At 40.0% G+C, this 21218-nt stretch carries 20 protein-coding genes; 9 read left to right on the top strand and 11 right to left on the bottom strand.

Features of this window, described 5'->3' with window-relative positions; translation table 11 throughout:
* Positions 1 to 28: 28 nt before the first annotated feature.
* The 8 genes from JMX93_RS09705 to JMX93_RS09740 all read right to left on the bottom strand — a co-directional run bounded on the left by JMX93_RS09705 (position 29) and on the right by JMX93_RS09740 (position 7803).
* Positions 29 to 1267, bottom strand: a complete 1239-nt coding sequence (locus JMX93_RS09705) for an SH3 domain-containing protein (RefSeq protein ID WP_499204559.1) — start codon at positions 1265 to 1267, stop codon at positions 29 to 31.
* A complete protein-coding gene (locus tag JMX93_RS09710; protein ID WP_499204560.1) occupies positions 1268 to 3532 on the bottom strand; it encodes a DUF5675 family protein in 2265 nt (754 codons plus the stop codon).
* Between the two features lie 92 nt (positions 3533 to 3624).
* Entirely contained in the window at positions 3625 to 4302 is a 678-nt protein-coding gene (locus JMX93_RS09715; protein WP_499204561.1) for a hypothetical protein, read from the bottom strand.
* A gap of 69 nt (positions 4303 to 4371) precedes the next feature.
* Positions 4372 to 5490: a DUF2345 domain-containing protein gene (locus JMX93_RS09720; RefSeq protein ID WP_499204562.1), complete on the bottom strand. Its 1119-nt coding sequence runs from the start codon at positions 5488 to 5490 to the stop codon at positions 4372 to 4374.
* Positions 5399 to 5617 (bottom strand): hypothetical protein, encoded by a 219-nt coding sequence (locus JMX93_RS09725; protein ID WP_499204563.1) that lies wholly within the window; start codon positions 5615 to 5617, stop codon positions 5399 to 5401. Before JMX93_RS09725 ends, JMX93_RS09720 begins: the two co-directional genes overlap by 92 nt.
* Positions 5596 to 6123, bottom strand: coding sequence for a type VI secretion system Vgr family protein (locus JMX93_RS09730; protein ID WP_499204564.1), 528 nt, complete (start codon positions 6121 to 6123; stop codon positions 5596 to 5598). Before JMX93_RS09730 ends, JMX93_RS09725 begins: the two co-directional genes overlap by 22 nt.
* A 38-nt stretch (positions 6124 to 6161) precedes the next feature.
* On the bottom strand, positions 6162 to 7358 hold the full coding sequence (locus tag JMX93_RS09735) for a DUF2931 family protein (protein WP_499204565.1): 1197 nt from the start codon (positions 7356 to 7358) through the stop codon (positions 6162 to 6164).
* Positions 7359 to 7401: 43 nt separating this feature from the next.
* Positions 7402 to 7803, bottom strand: coding sequence for a hypothetical protein (locus JMX93_RS09740; protein ID WP_499204566.1), 402 nt, complete (start codon positions 7801 to 7803; stop codon positions 7402 to 7404).
* A gap of 155 nt (positions 7804 to 7958) precedes the next feature.
* Between JMX93_RS09740 and JMX93_RS09745 the strand changes: the two genes are divergently transcribed.
* The 3 genes from JMX93_RS09745 to JMX93_RS09755 all read left to right on the top strand — a co-directional run bounded on the left by JMX93_RS09745 (position 7959) and on the right by JMX93_RS09755 (position 9609).
* Positions 7959 to 9022, top strand: a protein-coding gene (locus JMX93_RS09745) for an IS3 family transposase (RefSeq protein WP_499204567.1) whose coding sequence is annotated in 2 segments (ribosomal slippage) — positions 7959 to 8115 and positions 8115 to 9022 — 1065 coding nt in all. Because the reading frame shifts where the segments join, the coding sequence is not laid out codon by codon here.
* A 75-nt stretch (positions 9023 to 9097) separates the two neighbouring features.
* Complete coding sequence (locus JMX93_RS09750; protein ID WP_499204595.1) at positions 9098 to 9304, top strand: transposase; 207 nt, start codon at positions 9098 to 9100, stop codon at positions 9302 to 9304.
* A gap of 38 nt (positions 9305 to 9342) precedes the next feature.
* The gene (locus JMX93_RS09755; RefSeq protein WP_499204568.1) at positions 9343 to 9609 is read left to right on the top strand and encodes a transposase; all 267 of its coding nucleotides are present in this window, start codon (positions 9343 to 9345) and stop codon (positions 9607 to 9609) included.
* A 180-nt stretch (positions 9610 to 9789) separates the two neighbouring features.
* On the opposite strand, the gene JMX93_RS09760 is transcribed toward JMX93_RS09755, so the two are convergent.
* The 3 genes from JMX93_RS09760 to JMX93_RS09770 are packed head-to-tail and all read right to left on the bottom strand — an operon-like array spanning position 9790 to position 16528.
* Positions 9790 to 11004 (bottom strand): SH3 domain-containing protein, encoded by a 1215-nt coding sequence (locus tag JMX93_RS09760; RefSeq protein ID WP_499204569.1) that lies wholly within the window; start codon positions 11002 to 11004, stop codon positions 9790 to 9792.
* On the bottom strand, positions 11001 to 13523 hold the full coding sequence (locus JMX93_RS09765; RefSeq protein ID WP_499204570.1) for a LysM peptidoglycan-binding domain-containing protein: 2523 nt from the start codon (positions 13521 to 13523) through the stop codon (positions 11001 to 11003). The genes JMX93_RS09760 and JMX93_RS09765 overlap by 4 nt, the downstream gene beginning before the upstream one ends.
* Complete coding sequence (locus JMX93_RS09770) at positions 13520 to 16528, bottom strand: contractile injection system protein, VgrG/Pvc8 family (protein WP_499204571.1); 3009 nt, start codon at positions 16526 to 16528, stop codon at positions 13520 to 13522. The genes JMX93_RS09765 and JMX93_RS09770 overlap by 4 nt, the downstream gene beginning before the upstream one ends.
* 216 nt (positions 16529 to 16744) lie before the next feature.
* Between JMX93_RS09770 and JMX93_RS09775 the strand changes: the two genes are divergently transcribed.
* From JMX93_RS09775 to tssE, 6 genes are all read left to right on the top strand, one after another.
* Positions 16745 to 17191, top strand: a complete 447-nt coding sequence (locus JMX93_RS09775; RefSeq protein ID WP_193012930.1) for a hypothetical protein — start codon at positions 16745 to 16747, stop codon at positions 17189 to 17191.
* Between the two features lie 19 nt (positions 17192 to 17210).
* The gene (locus JMX93_RS09780; protein WP_499204572.1) at positions 17211 to 17999 is read left to right on the top strand and encodes a tetratricopeptide repeat protein; all 789 of its coding nucleotides are present in this window, start codon (positions 17211 to 17213) and stop codon (positions 17997 to 17999) included.
* 27 nt (positions 18000 to 18026) lie between these two features.
* Complete coding sequence (gene tssB, locus JMX93_RS09785) at positions 18027 to 18539, top strand: type VI secretion system contractile sheath small subunit (RefSeq protein ID WP_045448203.1); 513 nt, start codon at positions 18027 to 18029, stop codon at positions 18537 to 18539.
* A 3-nt stretch (positions 18540 to 18542) separates the two neighbouring features.
* Entirely contained in the window at positions 18543 to 20033 is a 1491-nt protein-coding gene (gene tssC, locus JMX93_RS09790) for a type VI secretion system contractile sheath large subunit (RefSeq protein ID WP_193012927.1), read from the top strand.
* 53 nt (positions 20034 to 20086) lie between these two features.
* A complete protein-coding gene (locus JMX93_RS09795; RefSeq protein WP_499204573.1) occupies positions 20087 to 20590 on the top strand; it encodes an Hcp family type VI secretion system effector in 504 nt (167 codons plus the stop codon).
* A gap of 100 nt (positions 20591 to 20690) precedes the next feature.
* Positions 20691 to 21182, top strand: a complete 492-nt coding sequence (gene tssE, locus JMX93_RS09800; RefSeq protein ID WP_443511484.1) for a type VI secretion system baseplate subunit TssE — start codon at positions 20691 to 20693, stop codon at positions 21180 to 21182.
* Positions 21183 to 21218: the final 36 nt, after the last annotated feature.

The following is a 21218-nucleotide window of genomic DNA, read 5'->3' on the forward strand; positions in this document are numbered from 1 at the left end:
TGGTCTTACTATAAATTCAAAAAAATTGCTACAACCACTCACAATCATCATCGTAAGATGAAAATAAATACTCATTATCCCTACAATTAAACGTTTGCTCCATCCCATTCGATTCAGAGTCAAAAAAGCTTATTGTATTTTTAATGACCTTAAAATCATCTGATTGTGGGTCATAAGAAAAACTCACATATCTTCTAGCGTAATTGTTATCGTAGCAAGATGTGTATTCAATATTAAAATTACCTGCACTTAAAATTATGTCTTCCAATCCTTCCATCATGCAGCCATTGATTGGGTCTGTAAACATTAAAACGTTATGTTGCCATAAATGGCTTTTCCCGTTGCCCGTTCGATATACGGAAATTTCAAGATCAAAATTTCTATCATCTTGTTCTTTAGGCTTTGCAACGCTTATGGCATCGCTATCGCCGTCCATATCTAAGTCAGCTTCTTTTTCTAAAATGACTTTAGTAAAGTTATCATCAGATTGTAACTTGTTTATAGCTGAATCAGCTGCATTTAAATTACTTACATGAACGTAACCAACATTGTACTTGTTATGAACAAAAAGCCAATCGCCTTCTATCCACAAAGCAGTAACTTTACTACCATTATTAAACTTACCTACACGTTTAGAATTAGAGCTAGGTAGTTCTCTGATATTAGTATTACCATCTTTATCGGCTACGATATATCTTGTATTGAGTATGCGAGACGACATTGCCTGATATCGTTTATAAAAGGTGTAAATAAATACTTCAAAAGACTGTGAGTTATTTGCTTTGAGGTAATACAACTCGTTAGGAAATTCATCGTTCCAAATAACATTACCAAAGTAAAATCTTGCAAAACGCTCAAGCTCATCCTTATTTAGACTTTTACTAATACTTATCAGTAAGTTAGGATTGTTAATGATAGCTTTTTGCATGTTGTGTTTGAACTGAGAGATTAAATCAACCTCCCATTCAACATTAGCGCCTATACTTGCAAACGATTGAGTTAACTCACTAGTCGAATAATCAGGAATATTATCGAAAAAATTGTTAATCATATCTATTTTTTCTTTATTACTATACTGATTGGTATCAAGAAATATCTTAAAGCCATTAGCATCTTTGAAATGTAATGGAATATCAGATGTTGATTGCTTGATTGTAGTAATTGTACCAAGTGCATTCTTAGTCTCAGGTTCATTGGTATTACCCTTACTGTCACAGGATGCTAAGGCAAGGGGAGTTACTAATAATACATATATAAGTGCTTTCATTTAATAGCTCTCAGTTATCTTAACTCGAATTTTAGTAAGGTCAGCATTCTCGAATAATTTATAAAAAGCAAATATAGTATTGGTGCTATTACCCACAAAGTCTTTACCCTTTGAACTTCCTAGTAAAATATAGCCATCAGTATTATCTGGATAATTTCCAATATGGATTAATATGTATCTGTCAGCAGGAACATCATTATTAAAAAGAACGAAAGCCTTTCCCAAAGAGCGATTTAGCGTTGTTTTATGCCATTTCACTTTATAAACGCCTATAGGAACTCTTTTGCGCATATTTCTAGTAGTAGTATCAGGGCCTGGTCTTTCTAGTACAAAGCCATCGAACTTATGACTTGGAACTGAAAGAGTACCTAGCGTTGACTGAGAACCATCACTAGTTCTAGTGATAATTATATCAACCGTAGAGCTCTCTAATGATGAAGTAGGAGGTTGTATTTTTTGACATTCATTAACTCGGAACACCTTTAAGCATTTTTTAAAGTGCTCTATTCTATCTTTTCGAGATGGAGTATTTTCATTAACAATATCAACCGTCTCTTCAAAATTTGATACTGTTGAACCCTTATTAGCTATATTATAGATCTTTCTATCATACCAGTAAGCCATTGAGGCGATAGTACCCTCTTCAATATTATTGATATTTTCAGCAGTAATCTCTTTATTAAAACCTGGAACTCTCTCTTTAATAGCTGTATTTATTGGATTGTATTTGTCTCTTCCAGTAATCCGTATGATACCTCTACCTCTATACTTCCATCCATCTCCACTAGATTGGTCACCATTGCCTAAACGATTTGCATACGCGATATTTGCTATCATCTCTTGGTTTGCTGGATTTCCATTATATCTTCCATACATTTTAGATAACGACTCATTTCCTCTAAATACTTTAAAAGGGCCCTTAAGATAAGTTTTACCATTTTTTTTGAAAGTTTTCGTTCTGTGCAGATTTTCCCAGCTATAGTTTAAGCTTTCTCCATTTTTTATATTAAATTTATTTCCGACTTCTTCCATTATATGAGCAAAGAAAAATGCTTTATTTAAACAGTTAGCCATCAGAAAATTTGAATTTACACTATTGAAGGCATCAATACATATCTTTAGTTTTTTCGTTGTATCAGCGTCCTTTGAAAATATAGAGTGTAGATCATCGAGAGTTAGTGTTTGACATCTTAGGCAACCATCTGTTGTTACATCAACCTTAGGTGTTCCCGTTTGACCTCTAGTATCAACTGCTTCCGTTTCAATAGGCGCTGAGGGCTGCGTATTTAAAGCCTGAGACTGATTTGGAGTAATGGAGCCAGCGTCAGAATCATTTGAGCTGTTGTTGGAATTTGTCTGATTTTCAAGAGGCCGTGGGCTATCTGCTGATTCACTTTCTTTAGTACCACGAACAGCATCATTAAGATCTTCAAACCCTTCTTTTAGATTTTCAGCCATTTTTTGAATAGCGTCCTGCGCTCTATCAAGTAGTCCTTTTTCCCTATTGTTAGGAGAGTTGGAAGAAGTCGAGGGCTTCGCTTTTGGTTGAGCAACAGGTGGGAGGGCTGAACTACTATTACTACGCAGCTTAATAGTCTGCCCAGATTGAAGTTTTTTAGGATCTGTTATGCCATTAATTAGTTTTAACTCCGTAACAGATACCCCACTTCTTTCCGATATACCTGAAAGCGTTTCACTTTTTCCTACGGTATATTCGGTTTTTAGTGATAAGTCACCATCTTTAGAACTAGTTTGGGGGCTTGAATCTGTGGAGGTTTTTTGCCTTGCTTTTGTGGGTGGTAATTTTAAAATGTCCTTTGGTCGTATTTTGTAAGGCTCTTTTAAACTATTAAGTTGGGCTATTTGCTGCCACTTCACTCCATATATTTTGGCAATAGAGGATAAAGTTTCTTTAGCTTCAACTTCGTGAGTTTTCCTTAAATAGTCTCCTGCAGACCCTTCGAACATTTTAAGTTTAAATTTGTGCTTTGCAAAAGGAGCTTGCGCTTCGAATGTTATTTCCCTAATAGGTACGATAAGGTCTTTTATGATACTTACCATTGAACCATTAGGAGGATCTTTTATAGATATATTAACGAGTGTACCTGCTGGTCTGGTTATCCATACCGTATATCCTCCAGCTATAGACGTTCCTGAACAAGCGGTTCGTCCATTTATCGTTACTATATGGTACAAGCCTTCCAGTGGCACTTTATACAAATCTACAAACTTTATTCTGAATTTTATAATTTTAGTATTACTCACGCATTAGACTCCTGCGAGTTTTTTATAGAAAATTAATTAGTAAATTTATAGTGGATAAATTTTTTAAATCAGTAGTGTAAAGTGGATAGTCGTTAATAGTAGATCCACTGACTATCTACTTTATTACCGTCAATGGTTGTCAAGTAATAGTAAGTTGGTACTGAGGTATTGACCGTGATGAAGTAGTAGCTCTTACCATTAACCATAGCTACTTGGTTGATATACAAGGAATACTCTTTAGGTGCTTTTTTGTCTAAACAAGCAATATTATCGTATTGATCAATAGAACAGTTGACTTCTCTGTTTTCAGAAACTTTAGAAGGAATACTAGCTACTATTTTTTTTAAGTTTTTATCTGCTATTGGGAGAAAGATACTGTTTTCATATTGATTAGCCGATGCCAAAACATTTGAATTATCCGTAATCTTTTTTACTAAAAGACATGTTCTTTTTCTTGTTAACAATATATTACGATCACTATTTGCAATGTTCAATGTCTCTCTAAGATCATGCATTAGCAAGTCATTACAATTTTTAATTGTAATGTTTTTATCCAAAAAATTGATGTCTTTAAATTCGCCATCAATAAATTTATCGATAAAAATCAATTGATTATCCTGTTTTATAGGTGTGACGAAACCAGCAGTAAGGTTGTTAAGATTGTAAATAGGGTTGTTGGCTAATTTATAATTATTTAGATTTAAAGGGAAATCATGCTCTAGGCTTACAGAGGAATTATTAGCATTGACATTGTCAGATTGTACTTTCATACATCCTGAGCTAAAGGTAAATAAACATACTGAAGAAAGCAAGATTATAAAAGGTTTCATTTACTGTCTCTATTTCTGTTGTTGATCGGCTAGCAATAAAAGTTCTCTTACATGCACATTTCTAGAATTACGAAGTTGCGGTCTATTCGATTCAGTAGCAGCAGATGCAAAATCTTTATTCTTAATATATCTATTAAATTTAGAGAATTTTGACACCCCAGCGCTAGATATGCCTAAGTTATAAGCCATATCTAAGATAGCTTCTTGAGCTGGCACTGGATAATCGTCGAATTCTGGAAAAGCTTGTCGTGCAGAGTCCAAATTACCCTGAATATGAGCGATTGTTATTGCTTTTGCATCCTCTTCTGTCATACGAATTGTTGTCAAAGATTCAAAGTAAGATGCTCGATTATTATTTCTACCCTGAACCGAATTGTAAACTTTACGCCACGCTTGTCTTATTTGAGCCTCGGTTGCTGCTACACTACCGATATAAAAAGGATATTTTGACGCTTCATCCGCAGACGACAGCATTTTGCCATAGCCTATGGTTACAAGGCTCTTAGGTTCGGCGCTATCAAGATACATGTGATTGTAGAAGCCTTCCTCTTTTACAATTGCTTTAAAGACTTTGTTTAAGTCTAGTTCGCCAGTCTGCTCTAAAGCTAAATCATCCACATCTTCCTCTTCAGAAATATACGATACGCCCCAGTCGGTATCTTTAAAGCCCACATAGGCTTCAACTTCTTCTTCTTTGTCGCTAATTACAGGGGTGGTGCGTCCATGCGCATCTAACACCCCTTCTATCAGCTGCCCATCAGGTCGTAGCATCTGAAACTCGATATCTTCAAAATTGTGCTGATAAAACAAATCATAGACATCCAGCTTATTACTAAACAGTGGAATAGTCTCAGGCATCATTGGTAGTGAGTAATTAGCCTTGGCCCCCGCAACCAACGCCTTCTTCACTGCCTTAATCTTAATCACTCCCGGACACACCAGCTTAATACCACTCTCATCAATCGTAATCGAAGCACCGCTACTTGTTTGTAGCTTGATGCGCTTAGGACTCGACACATTGACCTGTCCTGATTCACTACCAATCATCATCGACTGCTGACTGCTGACTGCTGACTGCTGACTGCTGACTGCTGACTGCTGACTGCTGACTGTGCAACTGCAACTCACCGCCCTGTGCCTGTATCGCCACAGGTTTGTTATTAGCACTTATATGTAATCCTGACAGAGCGGCTTGACCGCCAACACCCGAGAGCGACTCAATCGTATTTGCCGTCAGCGTATAGTTGCCTGCCACCACATCTGACTGGGTGCTGCATCATTGACCCATGCCGACTCATGCTCTGATTGTGAGTGTCTGAGTCCAAAGGTTGTGAGTAGCACACCCGTATCGCCACTGACCTGTAGTCCGTGATCGGTTGCGACATTGATCCCTTGGCCATGGTCACTCGATTGGTGATTGCTATAAGGATGCTGCAAGACGCCAAGCTCTACTACGTGTTCATCGGGCGCAAAGGTCGCCATCTCCGTGATGGTTGGATTTTCGCTGTTTGCACTTGACCCAGTATTTACCGTCCACTTTAGACCGACTTTGTTTGGCGTATCATCAAAGCTGAACGCCACCTCAGAGTCAGAAGTCAGTCCATACTGGGCAATACCTGATATCCAGCCGCTGTGTCCGTCATTGTTATTAATTTGTGAGTGTCCAAGGCCACTCCCATACCATCTGGGAGAAGATCCGCCTTGTAAGTTGTGTCTGTTAGATAAGCCCGCATCACATGAATAAGAGAAACAAAAAAACACCTCTTAACATAAGAAGTGCTTTTATTTTTAAACCAAATTTATTTAAACCATTTATACTCATTGTCTTTTAGAAGACGATAAAAACTGCCATGTAATGGTACATTTTGCTTCTTGATACAATCAACGGTTAAGTAAGCAACCAGCTCGCCATCAACAATGTTGACCATCAGTGCTGCAGGCTTTTGGTTTTCCACAAAAAAAGTCCTAAAAATCTCAAACTGCTCGACATCGCCATCAGGCATTTCTTTTCCACTTGGGGAACTTTGGCTAAGGCGAATAATGGCTTGATACCGTTTGCCCTCATGTTTAAAGTATAGCCGATACCAAGCAGGAACTGCTTTTTCACTCTTGTATGTGGTTAAGTCTACTTCAGACTGTGGGGTAAAGGTCGTGTTCCCATTAATCAAGAATTCTGTATAACCATATACATCAAGCGGCGTCGACAGATACCATGGGAACTTTTGGGTATTAAAGGTCTTCCATCTGCCAATAGAAAATGTACCGTTGGCTTTTTGTGCTTGGATCTTTTCTGGCTGATCCTCAACAAACCCTGCAAGATATTCTTCTTCACTCAAGCCCTTAGGGTTAAAGTGGTTGGCCTGTGCAAAATACTCCCACGGAATATCCACCTTTTCTGCTTGAAACTGCGCCACCTCTACAACTTCTGCCCAACCAAGACGTACTGAGACAAAACCACCAGGAGCAAGCGCCAACTGAATCTGCTTAAACCGTTCCGTATCTGGCGTGTCTTCAAAATCCATAGTGAGCTTGCGCTGAAACTGTTTTTCTATTTCTGCTTTGGGCAGTCTGGATCTGACGTGGTAGTACTTGCCCTCCAGAGGCGCCAGCCACGTGAGATTGATGCCATCAGGAATGCGAGAGCCACCTGACGCATCCGCACCTGCTGTCCGCCAGCCGCCGCCTGCGTGCACATAAAAACCGCGTCTTGAACCATCGTCATACATCCAAAATGATTCACCCGCGATCAGCTCAATGGGGTAGTAGCGGGGCGCAAATACAGCTGTAGAAAACCCCATTTTATTCTCTTTCATAAATACTCCCTTTAACTCCCGAGCCATATCTTTACCAGAGACAATGCAGGCTGTGAGCGATACAACGAACAGTGATAATATGCCGAGCTTGATACTTTTCATAACTGTGCCTTTATAAGTGCTATAGCATGATGCTGTCATTGCGTATTCAAGCGGCACACTATATCTTTGTGACATCGCCATGATTTGATGATAAGTAAGACAGATGGTCTCATTGTCTTAAAAACTATCTATCCGCTGGTATATTAGGTACACCATTTCTGCAATCAAATCTTTTAGTACCCACAGGCAAGTTATATTTTTTCCAATAGCGACGCAGCTGCGGCGTAGTCAGCTCGTTTCCTTGACAATCCTTTGGTAACAACGGTGTATCTCCTTCACAGGTAAAATATAATGTGCCTTTAGGCAAGTTATTATCTTCCCAATATTCTTCTGCTGATCTTTCGGGTAGGGGCGAGAAAAGAAGCTTGTCTGTTGCTGGATTGATCTGTGTGGTACATTCTCCTACTGCGTTGCCAGAGTCAGTTTCTAAATACTCTTGTTCATACATAAACCGCGCACCCAAATCGATACAGGCAGTGAGGCCTAGCATGCTGACTAAAAGTAATAATAGAGAGAGTGATTTCATGAGCGTATCCTTTGTGCTTATCTAACCAGAAATGACGGCACGATAAAATTGATTGGTTTTTGGATTAATCCTAGGTAGGCTGACTGAAACTGAGCTATGCTGAAGAAACCGTACAAATAAACTTGGTAAACTAAGCATATTCACAGGAGTTTACCATGACCAAGAAAATCAGAACCTACAGTGCAGAATTCAAATCCAATCAAGGCTATCTTGAAGGAACTGAGCAGTATGATCCACAGCTTATGGCCGTGATGGAAGAGAACAAGCGCCTCAAACGACAGCTTAAAGTTGCCGAGGAAGAGCGAGAGATACTAAAAAAGGCAACGGCGTACTTTGCAAAGCACAGTTAGTCAGGTACGCCTTTATAGAAGCTAACCAGCGTCTTTTTAGTATCACTCGCATGTGCCGTGTATTACAGATAAAACCATCAAGCTACTACGACTGGTCAGAGCGCGGCATCAGCGACCAGCAGATACATCGCAACCAGTGTGAACTGCTTGTCAAAGCAGCTCATAGCCAGACGCATGAGCGCTATGGTGTTGAGCGACTGCATGCAAAGCTAACCGATCAAGGGCACGATATTAGCCTATATATGGTTCGACGTATCAAAGAAGAGCATGGTATCAAATGCCGTCGCCATAAGCGCTTTAAAGTCACCACGGACTCAAACCATAATAAAATGGTTTATCAAAACGTGCTGGATCAAAAGTTTGATGCTAAGCGTCCTAATGAGTCTTGGGTTAGTGATATCACCTATATCTGGACAAGCGAGGGTTGGCTATACTTAGCAGGAGTAAAAGATTTACACACCAAAGAGCTGGTCGGCTATGCTATCAATAAGCGCATGACAGCAGACTTAGTATGCCGTGCACTCAACATGGCCGTCAAAAATAAACGACCCAGCCAAGGACTGATTGTGCATTCTGACAGAGGCAGCCAGTACTGTAGTCACGCGTATCACAAGATCATCAAACAGCATCATTTTAAAGGCTCAATGAGTGGTAAAGGCAATTGTTTCGACAACGCTCCAATAGAAAGCTTCTGGGGCGTGTTGAAGAATGAGCTGGTATATCACCAAGACTATAAAACAAGGTTCACAGCCATCAACGATATCATCGGCTATATCGAGCTCTACTACAATCAGACGAGAATTCAAAAGGGTTTAGGCTATAGATCGCCAAGGCAGGTGTGGTTTAACTTTTATCGTCAGGCTGCGTAACTAAAATATCCCAAGTTTAGTTGTACGGATTTGACGGCAGGGGTCATTATGTAGCAAGGCTATCTTATTGTGTATATGGATGAAAGTGGCTTTGAGGCTGAAACAATAAGACCCTATGGCTATGCACCGATTGGAACCCCTTGTATTGATAGCTATAACAGGCAAGCAAGGAAGCGTACGAATGTCATCGGTGCTATCTATGAAAAGATGCTGTTTGCGCTTGATTACTTTGAGCAGAACATCAATGGCAATATATTTTATGACTGGTGCAAGCTCTGCTGATACCAAGTCTTAAAACAAAATGCGTGATCGTGATGGATATGAGCGAGGATAAAGCAAAGCACTGCTTTGCCCGAGCGCAAGACGAGAGCTGTGCTCGAGTGACAAGCTTTCATAAAAACAAACACACTCAAAAACTACTCAATAGACACGGCCATCGTATTCTTTGGCTGCCACCCTACAGTCCTGATTTAAATCCCATCGAGAAGAAGTGGGCACAAGCAAAGTTTCTACGCCAAGGCTGGATGGAGAACGATCTGCCTAAACTGTTTCATGATATGGGATGTTCCAGTTTTATTTTGGATTGACTATACTACCTTTGTGAAGATTTGCTCGGAGATTTATTAAGGGTTTTTAACTCTTCGATTAGACCTCTTGCAAAAGTACCGTTTTATTGACCTCCGCTAACAGAGTATCAAGGGCTAGCAATGACTTATGCAAGAGATCTATTGTATAAGGATTTATTCTTCCGCTTATTCTATTTACCATCAACCACAGCCTTCAAAATAACGAATATATGGTTCAAAATTAAGACTCATGCTTGAGACTTTTCCATCTACCGCATCATAGCGTATACCTGTCTCTTTGGAATTATCAGTCCAATATATAAATATGGGATCGTCAGTATGCGGACTATCCAATGTTTCGTCAGGCTGCTTGTTATGTAGCTTCATTACAGTTTCAACAGTATCTCCAATTTTGACACCTGTATATGATGTAAAACTATCAAAATTAGTAGTACCACTTTTAGAGACACCGACACCAGTTAACATATCATCAAAAAACTGAAAAGATAGTGAGTATTGATGATCTGGATACAGATTTGAGTTTGCGAGGAAACAGTTATCAACACCTTCTAACTGACTCTCAAATTTAATAAATTCATTCGGTTTAAACTTTTGCCCTAGAGAAATATTACTAATACCATCTTTATTTAAAACATGTTTTTTTTGATCAGATTTAACCAGTTGAATACCTTCTGATGCATCCTTTATTTTACTACTAGTCAATTCTTTGGGCGGTGAGTTGGAATGGTTGTTTTTTTCAAGATCTTTAAGACGTAACCAACCTGTTTTTGAACCCTTTAGATAAGAAGTTTGTATCCAATCATCTTTAGTAGATAGTACCTCAATCTCATCACCTTCAATAAAATATGAAGAAGTCTTGCTGTTAAGATCTGGTTTTTTATAGATAAAAGCTTTATCTGTGCTAACTATATAAGTTAAATATTTCTTATTCGGCAGAGTGTCACATTCTAATCCAAAATTGAATGAATATGATGTGGTTTGACCTTTTGCATCTGTCAATTCTAAATTTCTAATGAAGTTTTGAGACATTAAAGTTGCCGTGTATCCTCGATCATTTTGATATATACGAATGAATTCATGAGGACGACCCTCAATTGTTTCAACCTCATCGATACTTTCTAGGGTGAACGTACTGTAATCATTTATTTCTAATTCTTCAAGATTATTTTTATAGTAAATACTTATTGACTTACTATTGTCCATTAGACATAGCAATTTCTTTTTAGGTGATTCTTGAGAATGGGTTATTGAATTTATATCTTGATAATTAATTGAAGGAGATAAGTTGTTACTAGAAGACGAATTATCATTAACTGAAGAATCAGTTGAGATATTACAGCCTGCGCTTACCAATAAAGTAGACATTACTATAATCAAAAGTTTATTTATCTTCATAACTTATTTACCCTTTGTTTGGCATAATTTACAGCATCATCATAAGTCCACCCATAACGTTTGCTGCTCTTTCCAAAGCTACCTTTTTTATTTGCCAGTTTTATAAAATTAGTATATCCCTCTTTTGAAATTCCTGAATTTTTTATGACGCCGTTTTTATTTTTAGCAGGGTCATGCCATAAACCCCATCCGAAGCTCTCACCTATCATACTCATAACTATACTATCAGGAAAATTAAAAGTAGTTAACTGCTCTGATTTAATAGAACCCAAGTTGGCACATGATTTTATATTAAGGCTATCGACTCCCCGCTCAAAGTACTGTATGCGATCGTTAAAACCATTGAAACCTCCATTTACTATCGCACTGATGCCAATAATATCATTCTTATCAGCTAACTCATTTAAGTCTTTCCATTTGAATTTAGTCCAAAACCATCCAGCAGAATCAATAGAGTAAGGCAACTGTGCCATTTTAATGTTATTTGAACCTAAGAAATTAACATTCACATATTTTCCATAAGATTCATAAGCACCTTTCAGCGATATTTGGATATATCCTCTTCCTTTATAACCTCCATAGTGAGCATCTGTTACACCCTGTTCTTCATTGTATAAAAATTCAGCAGACTCGTGTGCTAATTGGGCTATGAAATGAGCTTTACGTAAGCAGGTAGTTATGTTGTATTGTTTTAAGGTCTTATTTAAGTGAGGCAGAACCTTTTCCAAAGTCGATTTAGCTCTTATAGTACATATTTTTTCTAATTGAATTAAACTAATGTCCTTATTACAGGAGCAACTTCCACTCACCACTTCGGGAACTCTTGATATAACATCGATATCTTTAATATTTGCTACTAATCCTTGAAGGTGGAGATGATTATCATGCCCTCGATAAGGTGCACAATATGGCAAAATATAACTCTTATTTATACCTGCTTTAGGATTAGTAAAATATACACTAAGCATTTTTACTATTGAATTGTCAGGTCTTTTTCTTTTACCCCAACCAAACTCATGAAAAGTATTAACAAGTTTTACGTTTCTCTCATGATCGTATTGAGAGTCGTAATCACGATTGTTTAATATAATTTTTAGCGCTTTTTTATCTTTTCTCAAATATCTTACGTCAATGCATTTACCATTAGTATGACTACTACTAGGTCCAGGACTACCATCTTTTTTACTAGCTCCATTAAAGGATATATCATCATATCCTAATTTACATAGTGCTCCTAAAAATGTGGCCATTGCAACCCCAGACAAGTAATAGCGTTGATGCTGTTTAGAATTCATAGTGATATTATAGCTAACATTGCCTTTTCTATATTTTGACAGTCTTTTTTCTTTCTCAACAGATGATATATTATTGTCATCAATCTGACTGCCATCATATTTACTACTTTCACTATCTCCACCAATATTAACTAAATATACATCTTCTCCTCCACCGTAACGTGGCGTTTTAAGATACTTAGTTTTACCTAGAAAATGTTTATTACCGCTTTCATCATAATAGATAAATTTTGCATACCCAACAGCTTGTCTGTTAGCACGTTCTATATGCCCATCATAATAGATATGATAAACGGTCGTATCACTATCGTAAGTAAACTGTTCAGCGGGGTTACCCTTTTGATTATTACCTGCTTCTTGTTTAATATCTAATTGTGATTCATCGATTTTACTCTTGTTATTTGAGGGGTTAATGCCAGATGATGTAGTAGCTTCCTTATCACCAAATAATGTGTCATGTAACTTCTCACTTGCATCAGCGATACTTTCCATCGCATCAATAGTTTCATCTATTACTTTTTGCTGTCCCTGCTTGATTGCTTCTTCTGCTTTATCAATCATAGCGTCTGCTTCATCAGAAGTCTCTTTGAGATTATCCCATACTTCCTCATACCAAGGTTGCTCTGAATCTATAGATATATCGCTTTTGGAGTCTACTGTAGCGGGTTCCGTTGGTTTTGATTGAGGAGAAGAGTCATCCGTAGTTTCTTTACTAACGTCTCCTATTTGAGCAGGAACTTTTAACCAATCTCCTTCGTAAATTTTATGAATACTTTTAATCTTTGGATTTAGGCGTTTCAACTGTGCAACATTTGTATTAAACTTTTTAGCAATATTTTCCAACGTATCGCCTTTAACTACCTGATAGTCTTTACGCTTGATACTACCAGCGTCTTCGCCATGCTTTCTAAGCTCTGAGTCAATTAAAATGGCACTAACTCTTGCTCTAATTTTGAGCTTACTTTTATTAGTTGAAGGCAATAATAGGCAGGAAACCTTTTTAAAGTCTTTAGTTCCTATTTTTATATATAGACAGAGCTTAGTACCTATTGGTTTAACAAATTCGTAAGTTGCACCTTTACTATTAGTTTTACCTTTAACTAAGTGACTTTCTTCATTGTTCTTGACTGTAACTATTTTATATTCAATATTTTTTAGAAGTTTGTCATTGGCATCGAGTAATAGAAATCCGGCTTTAATTTTCTTGTGACTGTTTGACATCATTCTTCATCCTCTAAAAGATTAATATCCTCTGCTGGCGCTTGACAGTCGCATTCTTCGTCAGAATATTCAAATTCTACATTTTCAATGATTTCATGCTTTTCCTCTTCTATATCAATTTCAATACTCCAATTATCTAGGTATCCTACTAGAACTTCTGCTTCTTTAGATTCCATAGATATTAACCGATCAGTGCGTCCATGCTTATCTAACGATCCTTCAACAATTTGACCATCGTCCATCTTAGCAACATAACTAACTTCACTAAAATCAGCATGATAAAATAAATCATACACATCCAGCTTATTACTAAACAGCGGAATAGTCTCAGGCATCATTGGTAGTGAGTAATTAGCCTTGGCCCCCGCAACCAGCCCTTTCTTCACCGCCTGCACTTTAATCATTCCCGGACACACCAGCTTAATCCCATTGTTATCGATTGTAATCGAAGCCCCGCCTGACGTTTGCAACTTAATACGCTTCGGACTCGACACATTTACCTGTCCTGATTCACTACCAATCGTCATCGCAAGCTGACTGTGCAACTGCAGCTCACCGCCTTGTGCTTGAATCCCGATTGGTTCTCTGTTTGCACTGATATGTAATCCTGACAGATCGGCTTGACCGCCAACACCCGAGAGCGACTCAATCGTATCTGCCGTCAGCGTATAGTTACCCGCCACCACATCCGACTGAGTTGCGCCTGATTGCCTCACTATTGTTTTCGCCATCCAGAGCGTATTGTTGCTTGATGCGAGGGTACTGTCTTTACTGACCAGCATCACATCGGCTGCGCCTAACACTTCCGTATTTAACGTCTCATCGATGATTTGCGCACTGGTTTTAAAGCTTTCTATCGTTTGGTTGGTGGTCTGCATGGCTGCCGTGGATTGCAAATGTGCCTGCTTTGCCTCTTTGAAGGTCTCACTCAGCTCAGTGCCCATTTTTAACTGACGTTGTCCTGCATCATTGACCCAAGCGGACTCATGCTCTGACTGGCTGTGTCTGATACCGAAAGTGGAGAGTAGGACACCGGTATCACCTGTGATCTGTAGTCCGTGATCGGTTGCTAGATTAATACCTTGTCCGCTATCGCTCGATTGATGATTGCTATAGCGATGCCGCAGCACGCCCAATTCTAATACATGCTCATCAGGGGAAAAGGTCGCTTGATCCGTACTAGTTGGCGTCTCAGCATTGGCGCGCGTACCTGTATTCACCGTCCACTGTAGACCGATCTTGTTTGGCGTATCATCAAAGCTTAACGCCACCTCAGAGTCAGAAGTCAGCCCATACTGGGCAATCCCCGATATCCAGCCGCTGTGTCCGTCATCGTCATTAATTTGTGAATGCCCAAGGCCACCACCATGCCATCTAGGAGAAGATCCGCCTTGTAGGTTATGTCTATTGGCTAATTCAGCATCACGGCTGGTGATATCTTTCTCATCCACATCACCCATACCGATACCGTCATAAAGCGATCTGCCAATCACAGGACTGTCTATATCGCCATACCAATGGTTAAGGAGAACCGACTGCCCAAGCCTTGGAGCAAATTGCCAACCATGAGTGCTACCGGATGAGAGTTGTAATGTGCGTAGGGGTGGGGTGGTGCCGTCATCATGAGGACTGATACTAGACCAGACGGGGGTGGTGATGGTTTGTTGTAGATTGTCAGTGCTGACACCAGAGTCGTAGCTGGCTGAGGCTGATCTTCTTATGTCGCCAGTCCGTGCTTGAGTCAGCCCTGTATAGGTGCTGCTGACAAAGGACTGTTTGCTAGGATAAGGGCAGTAGGGAATAGAGACGTCAAGCAAAGTCGCTGATGCCCAAACCCCAGTATCGCGGGCGATGTCAAAGCCGTGCTCGGGGATTGAAAAGTGACTGTGATTCATTACATGACAGTGCATATGCTGAGCAGTGCGCTGTAACCACTGCTTGATAAATACCTGATGATGATAAGAGACGCTATCATTATCAGGCTCAATACCGATGAATATTACCGCTATACAGTGGGTTGATAAGCTGCCAATAGAGGGTAGGTTATTGATACTCACTGGGCTACCGACACTTAGACCACGCATGGCCCCAGTCGCTTGATAGGTTTCGCGTTGACAACGATTTGCATACACCCATTGCTCTGCTATGTAAGTAGCGGCGTCCTCGCTGTGCACGCGAGAGGGCGCACCGATTAATACCGTGGTGTCATCTGTCGCAAGCGGTGACTCATCTACTGCTTGACCTTCATAAATGGTATCCGCCGCTAACCCATCTGCTCGTACTATTACCCTATCACTGCCAAGTTGTTGCGACCTCATTTGTAGCGTATTGACACTGTCTTGACCTGACTGTACGGATGACTGAGCATAACTATAGGTCAGCGGTATGAGCTCGCCTGTATCTAAACCATTAACCAACCACCACGTACCAAGCTCATCGACGGAATTCCCTGATACCCACAAAGTAGATATGCCAATATCAGCAAGCAGTCCAGTGACAAAGTCATAGTCGCTGACATCCGACTGTGTGCGCATGGGTAAAGGTTTAGACAAATACTCTGAGGAGGTACTACCCGATGACAAAAGAGACTCAGATATTTGCCAATTCAGATCGTAATCACTAAGGATGATGGTAACAATATCGAGGGTAGATTGATTGATAAAACTGCGGGTATGTATCGACTGCGTCAACTGCCAATCAGGGCTCACGACCTCTAAAGCATAGAAATGCATCGCGCCATCAGACTGCTGATAACGGATGCCTCGTATCAGTCCAGTACGACAGCTAGCGGTACGATGAGCGGAAAACGTGGTCAAGCATATCGGGGTGCCAATAAATGATAAACAAGCGTTCGATTCGATAAAATTATAACCAAACACTAGTATGTCAATGTTATCGGTTCGATTAATACCGTTTGCACCGGAAAACGCAACAGGGTAAAAGGTGTTTATCGTTGAATTATCAGTATGAACGGTAATATTATGTAGACGATTGGTCTTGGAAGGCATAAGAGGGGTACCGTTACTGCTTATTTTATACCAAGAAAATGGCTTGAATAGGTGATTTACTAAATTATTTATTAAGAAAAGTATAGAGTTTATTGAAATATTGTCAAGTATATGTATAATCAACCTCATTGATTTTTTATAATTAATGAACTTTAGTTATATTTATTTCCTTTAAAAGATCCATCCCTTTATACTTTTAGTGATGATACTGCTTTTATGAATCCTATTTATCGTACTAAACTTGCAACCGCAGGTCTGCTATCAGTCTTACTTAGCGCTTCTCTCTTGACAGCGGGTTGTGGCACCACTGCTAAGAAAAATGTACAAACCACGGTCAGCAAACCGATAGTGAAGCAGTTGAGTGAACCTTCGCTTGTCTATTTGTCAAGCGGCAATCAACTTAGCAGTGAAGCGTGGATGACTATTGCCAAAAATAACTATGAAACAAAACGCTATGCACGGGCATTGAGAGCGGCTAATGAAGCTCTAAGCGTTGATAATGAAAGGCTTGATGCACGTCAGCTTGCCATGCTCTCAGCAGTTAAAGTGATGGAAAGTAATATTGATGCTTATCATGATAATACTTTGATGGATAGTGGTGATAAGGCGACACTGAATGAAACGCTCACCAATATCACTACCCTAGTTAACGCGTCTAATTAAAATAATTTTGAGCAGGCACATGTATTTATCTCACACCAATAATGGCGAGCACCGACTTACAATGACCAGTATCAGAAGCAATATTAGAGTTAGTTTTACGCTATCTAAAGCGTTTTTGGCAGGTCTGTTTATCATGGGTTCAGCAATGACTACCGCCCATAGTGAGCTTGTCATACAAGAAAAAGACCCCGGTTCTAGCATCATAAATCAATTTGCGGCACTCAAAAATGCTGATGCAAAATCACCGCAACTGCATCAACTGGTCGCGGATTTGAATCAAAGAGTATCTCGTAATCCTAATGACTCGCTAGCATGGGAGATTTTGGCGCAGATTTATTCTAACAATGGCTATCATGCTTATGCTGTTTACGCAGCCAGTGAAGCCATTGATCTGGGTCAAAGCACTGCTAAGCTAAAAAAGATACTACTAAATAGCAGCGCTATCGTCTCCCAAAGCCAACTGCAATCAGATTATCTCACTGATGAGGTGGACGCAGCGTTTTTGAAGGAGTATCAGTACGCTTTAAGTAAGATATATGGTGACATCTATGGTTTCAATTACGATGAATCTTTGCCAAAACCACCAGCACCAGTCGTAAAACCTAGACGTCCTAACAAAATAAGCAAATCAAGATCTCAATCTCGCGCCTCTGTGAAAAAGCCAGCGACTTCTATTAAAAGAAAGTCGGCCGTAAAACAACCCTCACGCCAAGCACCAAAAGTGAAGCCTGTTAACAAGCCGACCAAACCTTCATCTTCCAGAAACAGCAACACCAAATCTACCGATCCATTCAGTATATTACGTTAAAACCAGAAACTGCTGAGGCAACTTATTATGGCAAAGCAAGACAGTGTGCAAAAGAAACTCGCAAAAGTACGTGCGCCTCGGGTGCATTTGACTTATGACGTTGAAGTGGGCGATGCGATCGAAACCAAGGAAATCCCTTTTGTTGTCGGCGTTTTGGGAGAGTTTTCAGGAGATTCCACTCTTGAACAACCACGCTTTAAAGACAAAAAGTTTGTCGAAGTAGATTTAGATACCTTTGATGAGGTGATGTCAGGTCTAGCACCACGTGCAACGTTCCGAGTAAGCAATGACTTGAGTGATAAAGGCGGTGAGTTCGCGGTTGATTTGGCATTTAATAGTATCAACGATTTTCGCCCTGAAGCAGTTGCTGATCAAATTGAGCCACTAAAACAATTGGTACAAGCACGAGATCGCTTGGCAGATCTGCGCAACAAAATATCCGCCAACGAAAAACTTGAAGACCTATTAGATGATGTGCTTAAGAACACCGAGCAAGTCAAAAAAATGGCAGAACAAAATCAAACTGACGGTGAGGATTAAACGATGAGTGCCCAAGCCCAGCAGCATATAGCCACGGATCCATTGAATAGCGAAAGCTATGACTTACTCGAAGAAATCGTCAATAAAAGTAACGTTGCCAAGTCCGATGATGAAAAAAATCGTGCCAAGTCGCAAATTGCAGAGCTTGCCAATGAAGTCATGCAAGGCACCGTAACGTTGTCAGATAATTTGGCCGCATCGATTGACGCGCGTATTGCCCAAATTGACGCGTTAATCTCTAAGCAGCTGACCACCGTCATGCACGCGCCTGAGTTTCAAAAGCTAGAGTCCAGCTGGCGTGGTCTGCATTATTTATGTAGCCAGACCCCATCTGAATCCATGCTAAAGATTCGTATGATGAATACTACGAAGCGCGAACTGACTAAAGATTTTCAGTCGTCAATTGATTTTGATCAAAGCACGCTGTTTAAGAAAATATACGAAGAAGAGTTCGGTAGCTTTGGTGGTGAGCCTTATGCCGCTATCGTTGGTGACTTTGAATTTACTCGCCAAAACTCAGATATGTATCTTCTTGAGCAGTTGTCTCATGTTGCGGCCGCTTCTCATGCACCTTTTGTGTCGGCGGCTTCCGCTGAAATGTTTGGTCTTGATTCCTTTACTGATATCGGTCGCCCACGCGATTTGTCAAAGATATTTGAAACCGCTGAATATATACGCTGGCGTGCGTTCAGACAGTCAGAAGATGCGCGATATGTTGCGTTAACCGTGCCTAGCTTTTTAGGCCGTCTGCCTTATGATCCTAAAGATGGCACAGTAGTCGAAGGATTTAACTTTACGGAAGAAGTCTCTGGTAATAATCATGACGATTATCTATGGGTGAACGCCGCTTATGCTTTCGCTTCACGCTTGACGGCGGCTTTTTCTGACTATCGTTGGTGTGCTGCTATTCGCGGTGTTGAGGGTGGTGGCTTGGTTGAAGGTTTACCTGTTCATACCTTTAAGACTGATGAAGGGGATTTGGCGCTTAAGTGTCCAACGGAAATCTCTATCACCGATCGCCGAGAAAAAGAGTTGAGCGACTTAGGTTTTATCCCGTTAGTCCATTGCAAAAATACCAATTACGCTGCTTTTTTTGGGGCGCAGTCAGCACAAAAAGCCAAAACGTATCAAAACGATGATGCCAATGCCAATGCTGCGTTATCGACACAGATCCAATACATTATGGCGGTGTCACGTATTGCTCATTACCTAAAAGCGATGATGCGCGATAAGGTAGGCAGCTTCTTAGCACCTGGTAATGTTGAGTCGTTTTTAAACGACTGGATTTCTCGTTATGTATTGCTAGATGACGGAGCCTCACAAGAAGCAAAAGCCCAGTACCCACTGCGCGAAGCTTCTGTACAAGTTGTAGAAGTTCCAGGTAAGCCTGGTGTCTACAAGTCCGTGGTCTTTTTGAGACCACACTTTCAACTTGACGAATTGTCTGTTTCTTTGCGTCTGGTCACTCAACTGCCGCAATCTAGCAACAGCTGATCGTTCATTAAAAACTAACGTGAAATTTAAATTTTTCAAAAAAGGTATGTGATATGAAGGATATTTATATTCAGTTCCGTGGTAAATATAAAATTGATGGCGAGTCTCGTGATAGCGAGCATAGAGGTTGGCTGGAAGTAAATACTTGGGATCACTTGATCCGTCAGCCAAAATCAGCGACAGCAAGTAGCGTTGGTGGCCATACTTCTGAGCGTTGTGAGCATGCTGACATGACGTTTATGAAAGACTTGGACTCGACCAGTCCTAAGCTATGGGAAGCGTGCTCTGCTGGTTATACTTTCGATGAGATTCAAATTGATTTTTATCGTGCCAACGGTGACAAGCGTGTTAAATATCTTGAAGTAAAACTTAAGCATGCGCTGATTGCAAGTGTTGAGCCAACGGTACGTTCTGAAGGCGTGCCAATCGAAAAAGTTGGTATCAAGTATGCCGCTGTTGAGTGGACTTACACCCAACAAGATATCGATGGTACTGCTAAAGGCGCTGTGACTAAAAAATGGTCACTAGCCAATAACACTGCTACTTATACAGCCTAATTTAGGTTGTATCAGGTGTCATCTATTGTATCGTACCGAAAAAGAAAGGTTTATATCTAGGCCTTTCTTTTTTGTTTTTTAAATAGGAATAATTATATCAATGAATTATGCCACTAACGTTTCTAATAAAGAAATTGGGTTTCGCCCAAACTTGTTCGAGCAGTTATTTGATGATCAGCCCCGTCATTTGTCGCATGAGATTGTGGTTCGTCGTCTCAATATTGAGGAATTAAAGTCTTCCGTTGCACAAGACCTTGAGGCTTTATTAAATACACGCTGTGTGGTGGCTAGTAGGCTGCAAGAGTATCAGCATGTGCGCTCATCGATATTAAATTTTGGCATATTGGATTTTGTGGGACTTAGTAGCGCCAATCCTACTGACTGTGATTATATCTGTCGACAAATCGCAATAACTGTCGAGCAACAAGACACCCGACTAAGAAACGTTCGAGTATCGCTAGATATTGGCGCGGTTGATGTCAATCAGCTGTGTTTTTCTATTGAAGCTTTACTGAAAGTTTATCCAGCACAAGAACTGGTCAGCTTCGATGCGTTCTTTGAGCCAAGCTCTCAGCGTTACTTAATAAAATAATCATTATTCATTTAATGAAATAACTACTACCGCTCA

This window comes from Psychrobacter muriicola 2pS, assembly GCF_904846535.1.
In the GTDB taxonomy this organism is placed as follows: Bacteria; Pseudomonadota; Gammaproteobacteria; order Pseudomonadales; family Moraxellaceae; genus Psychrobacter; species Psychrobacter aquimaris.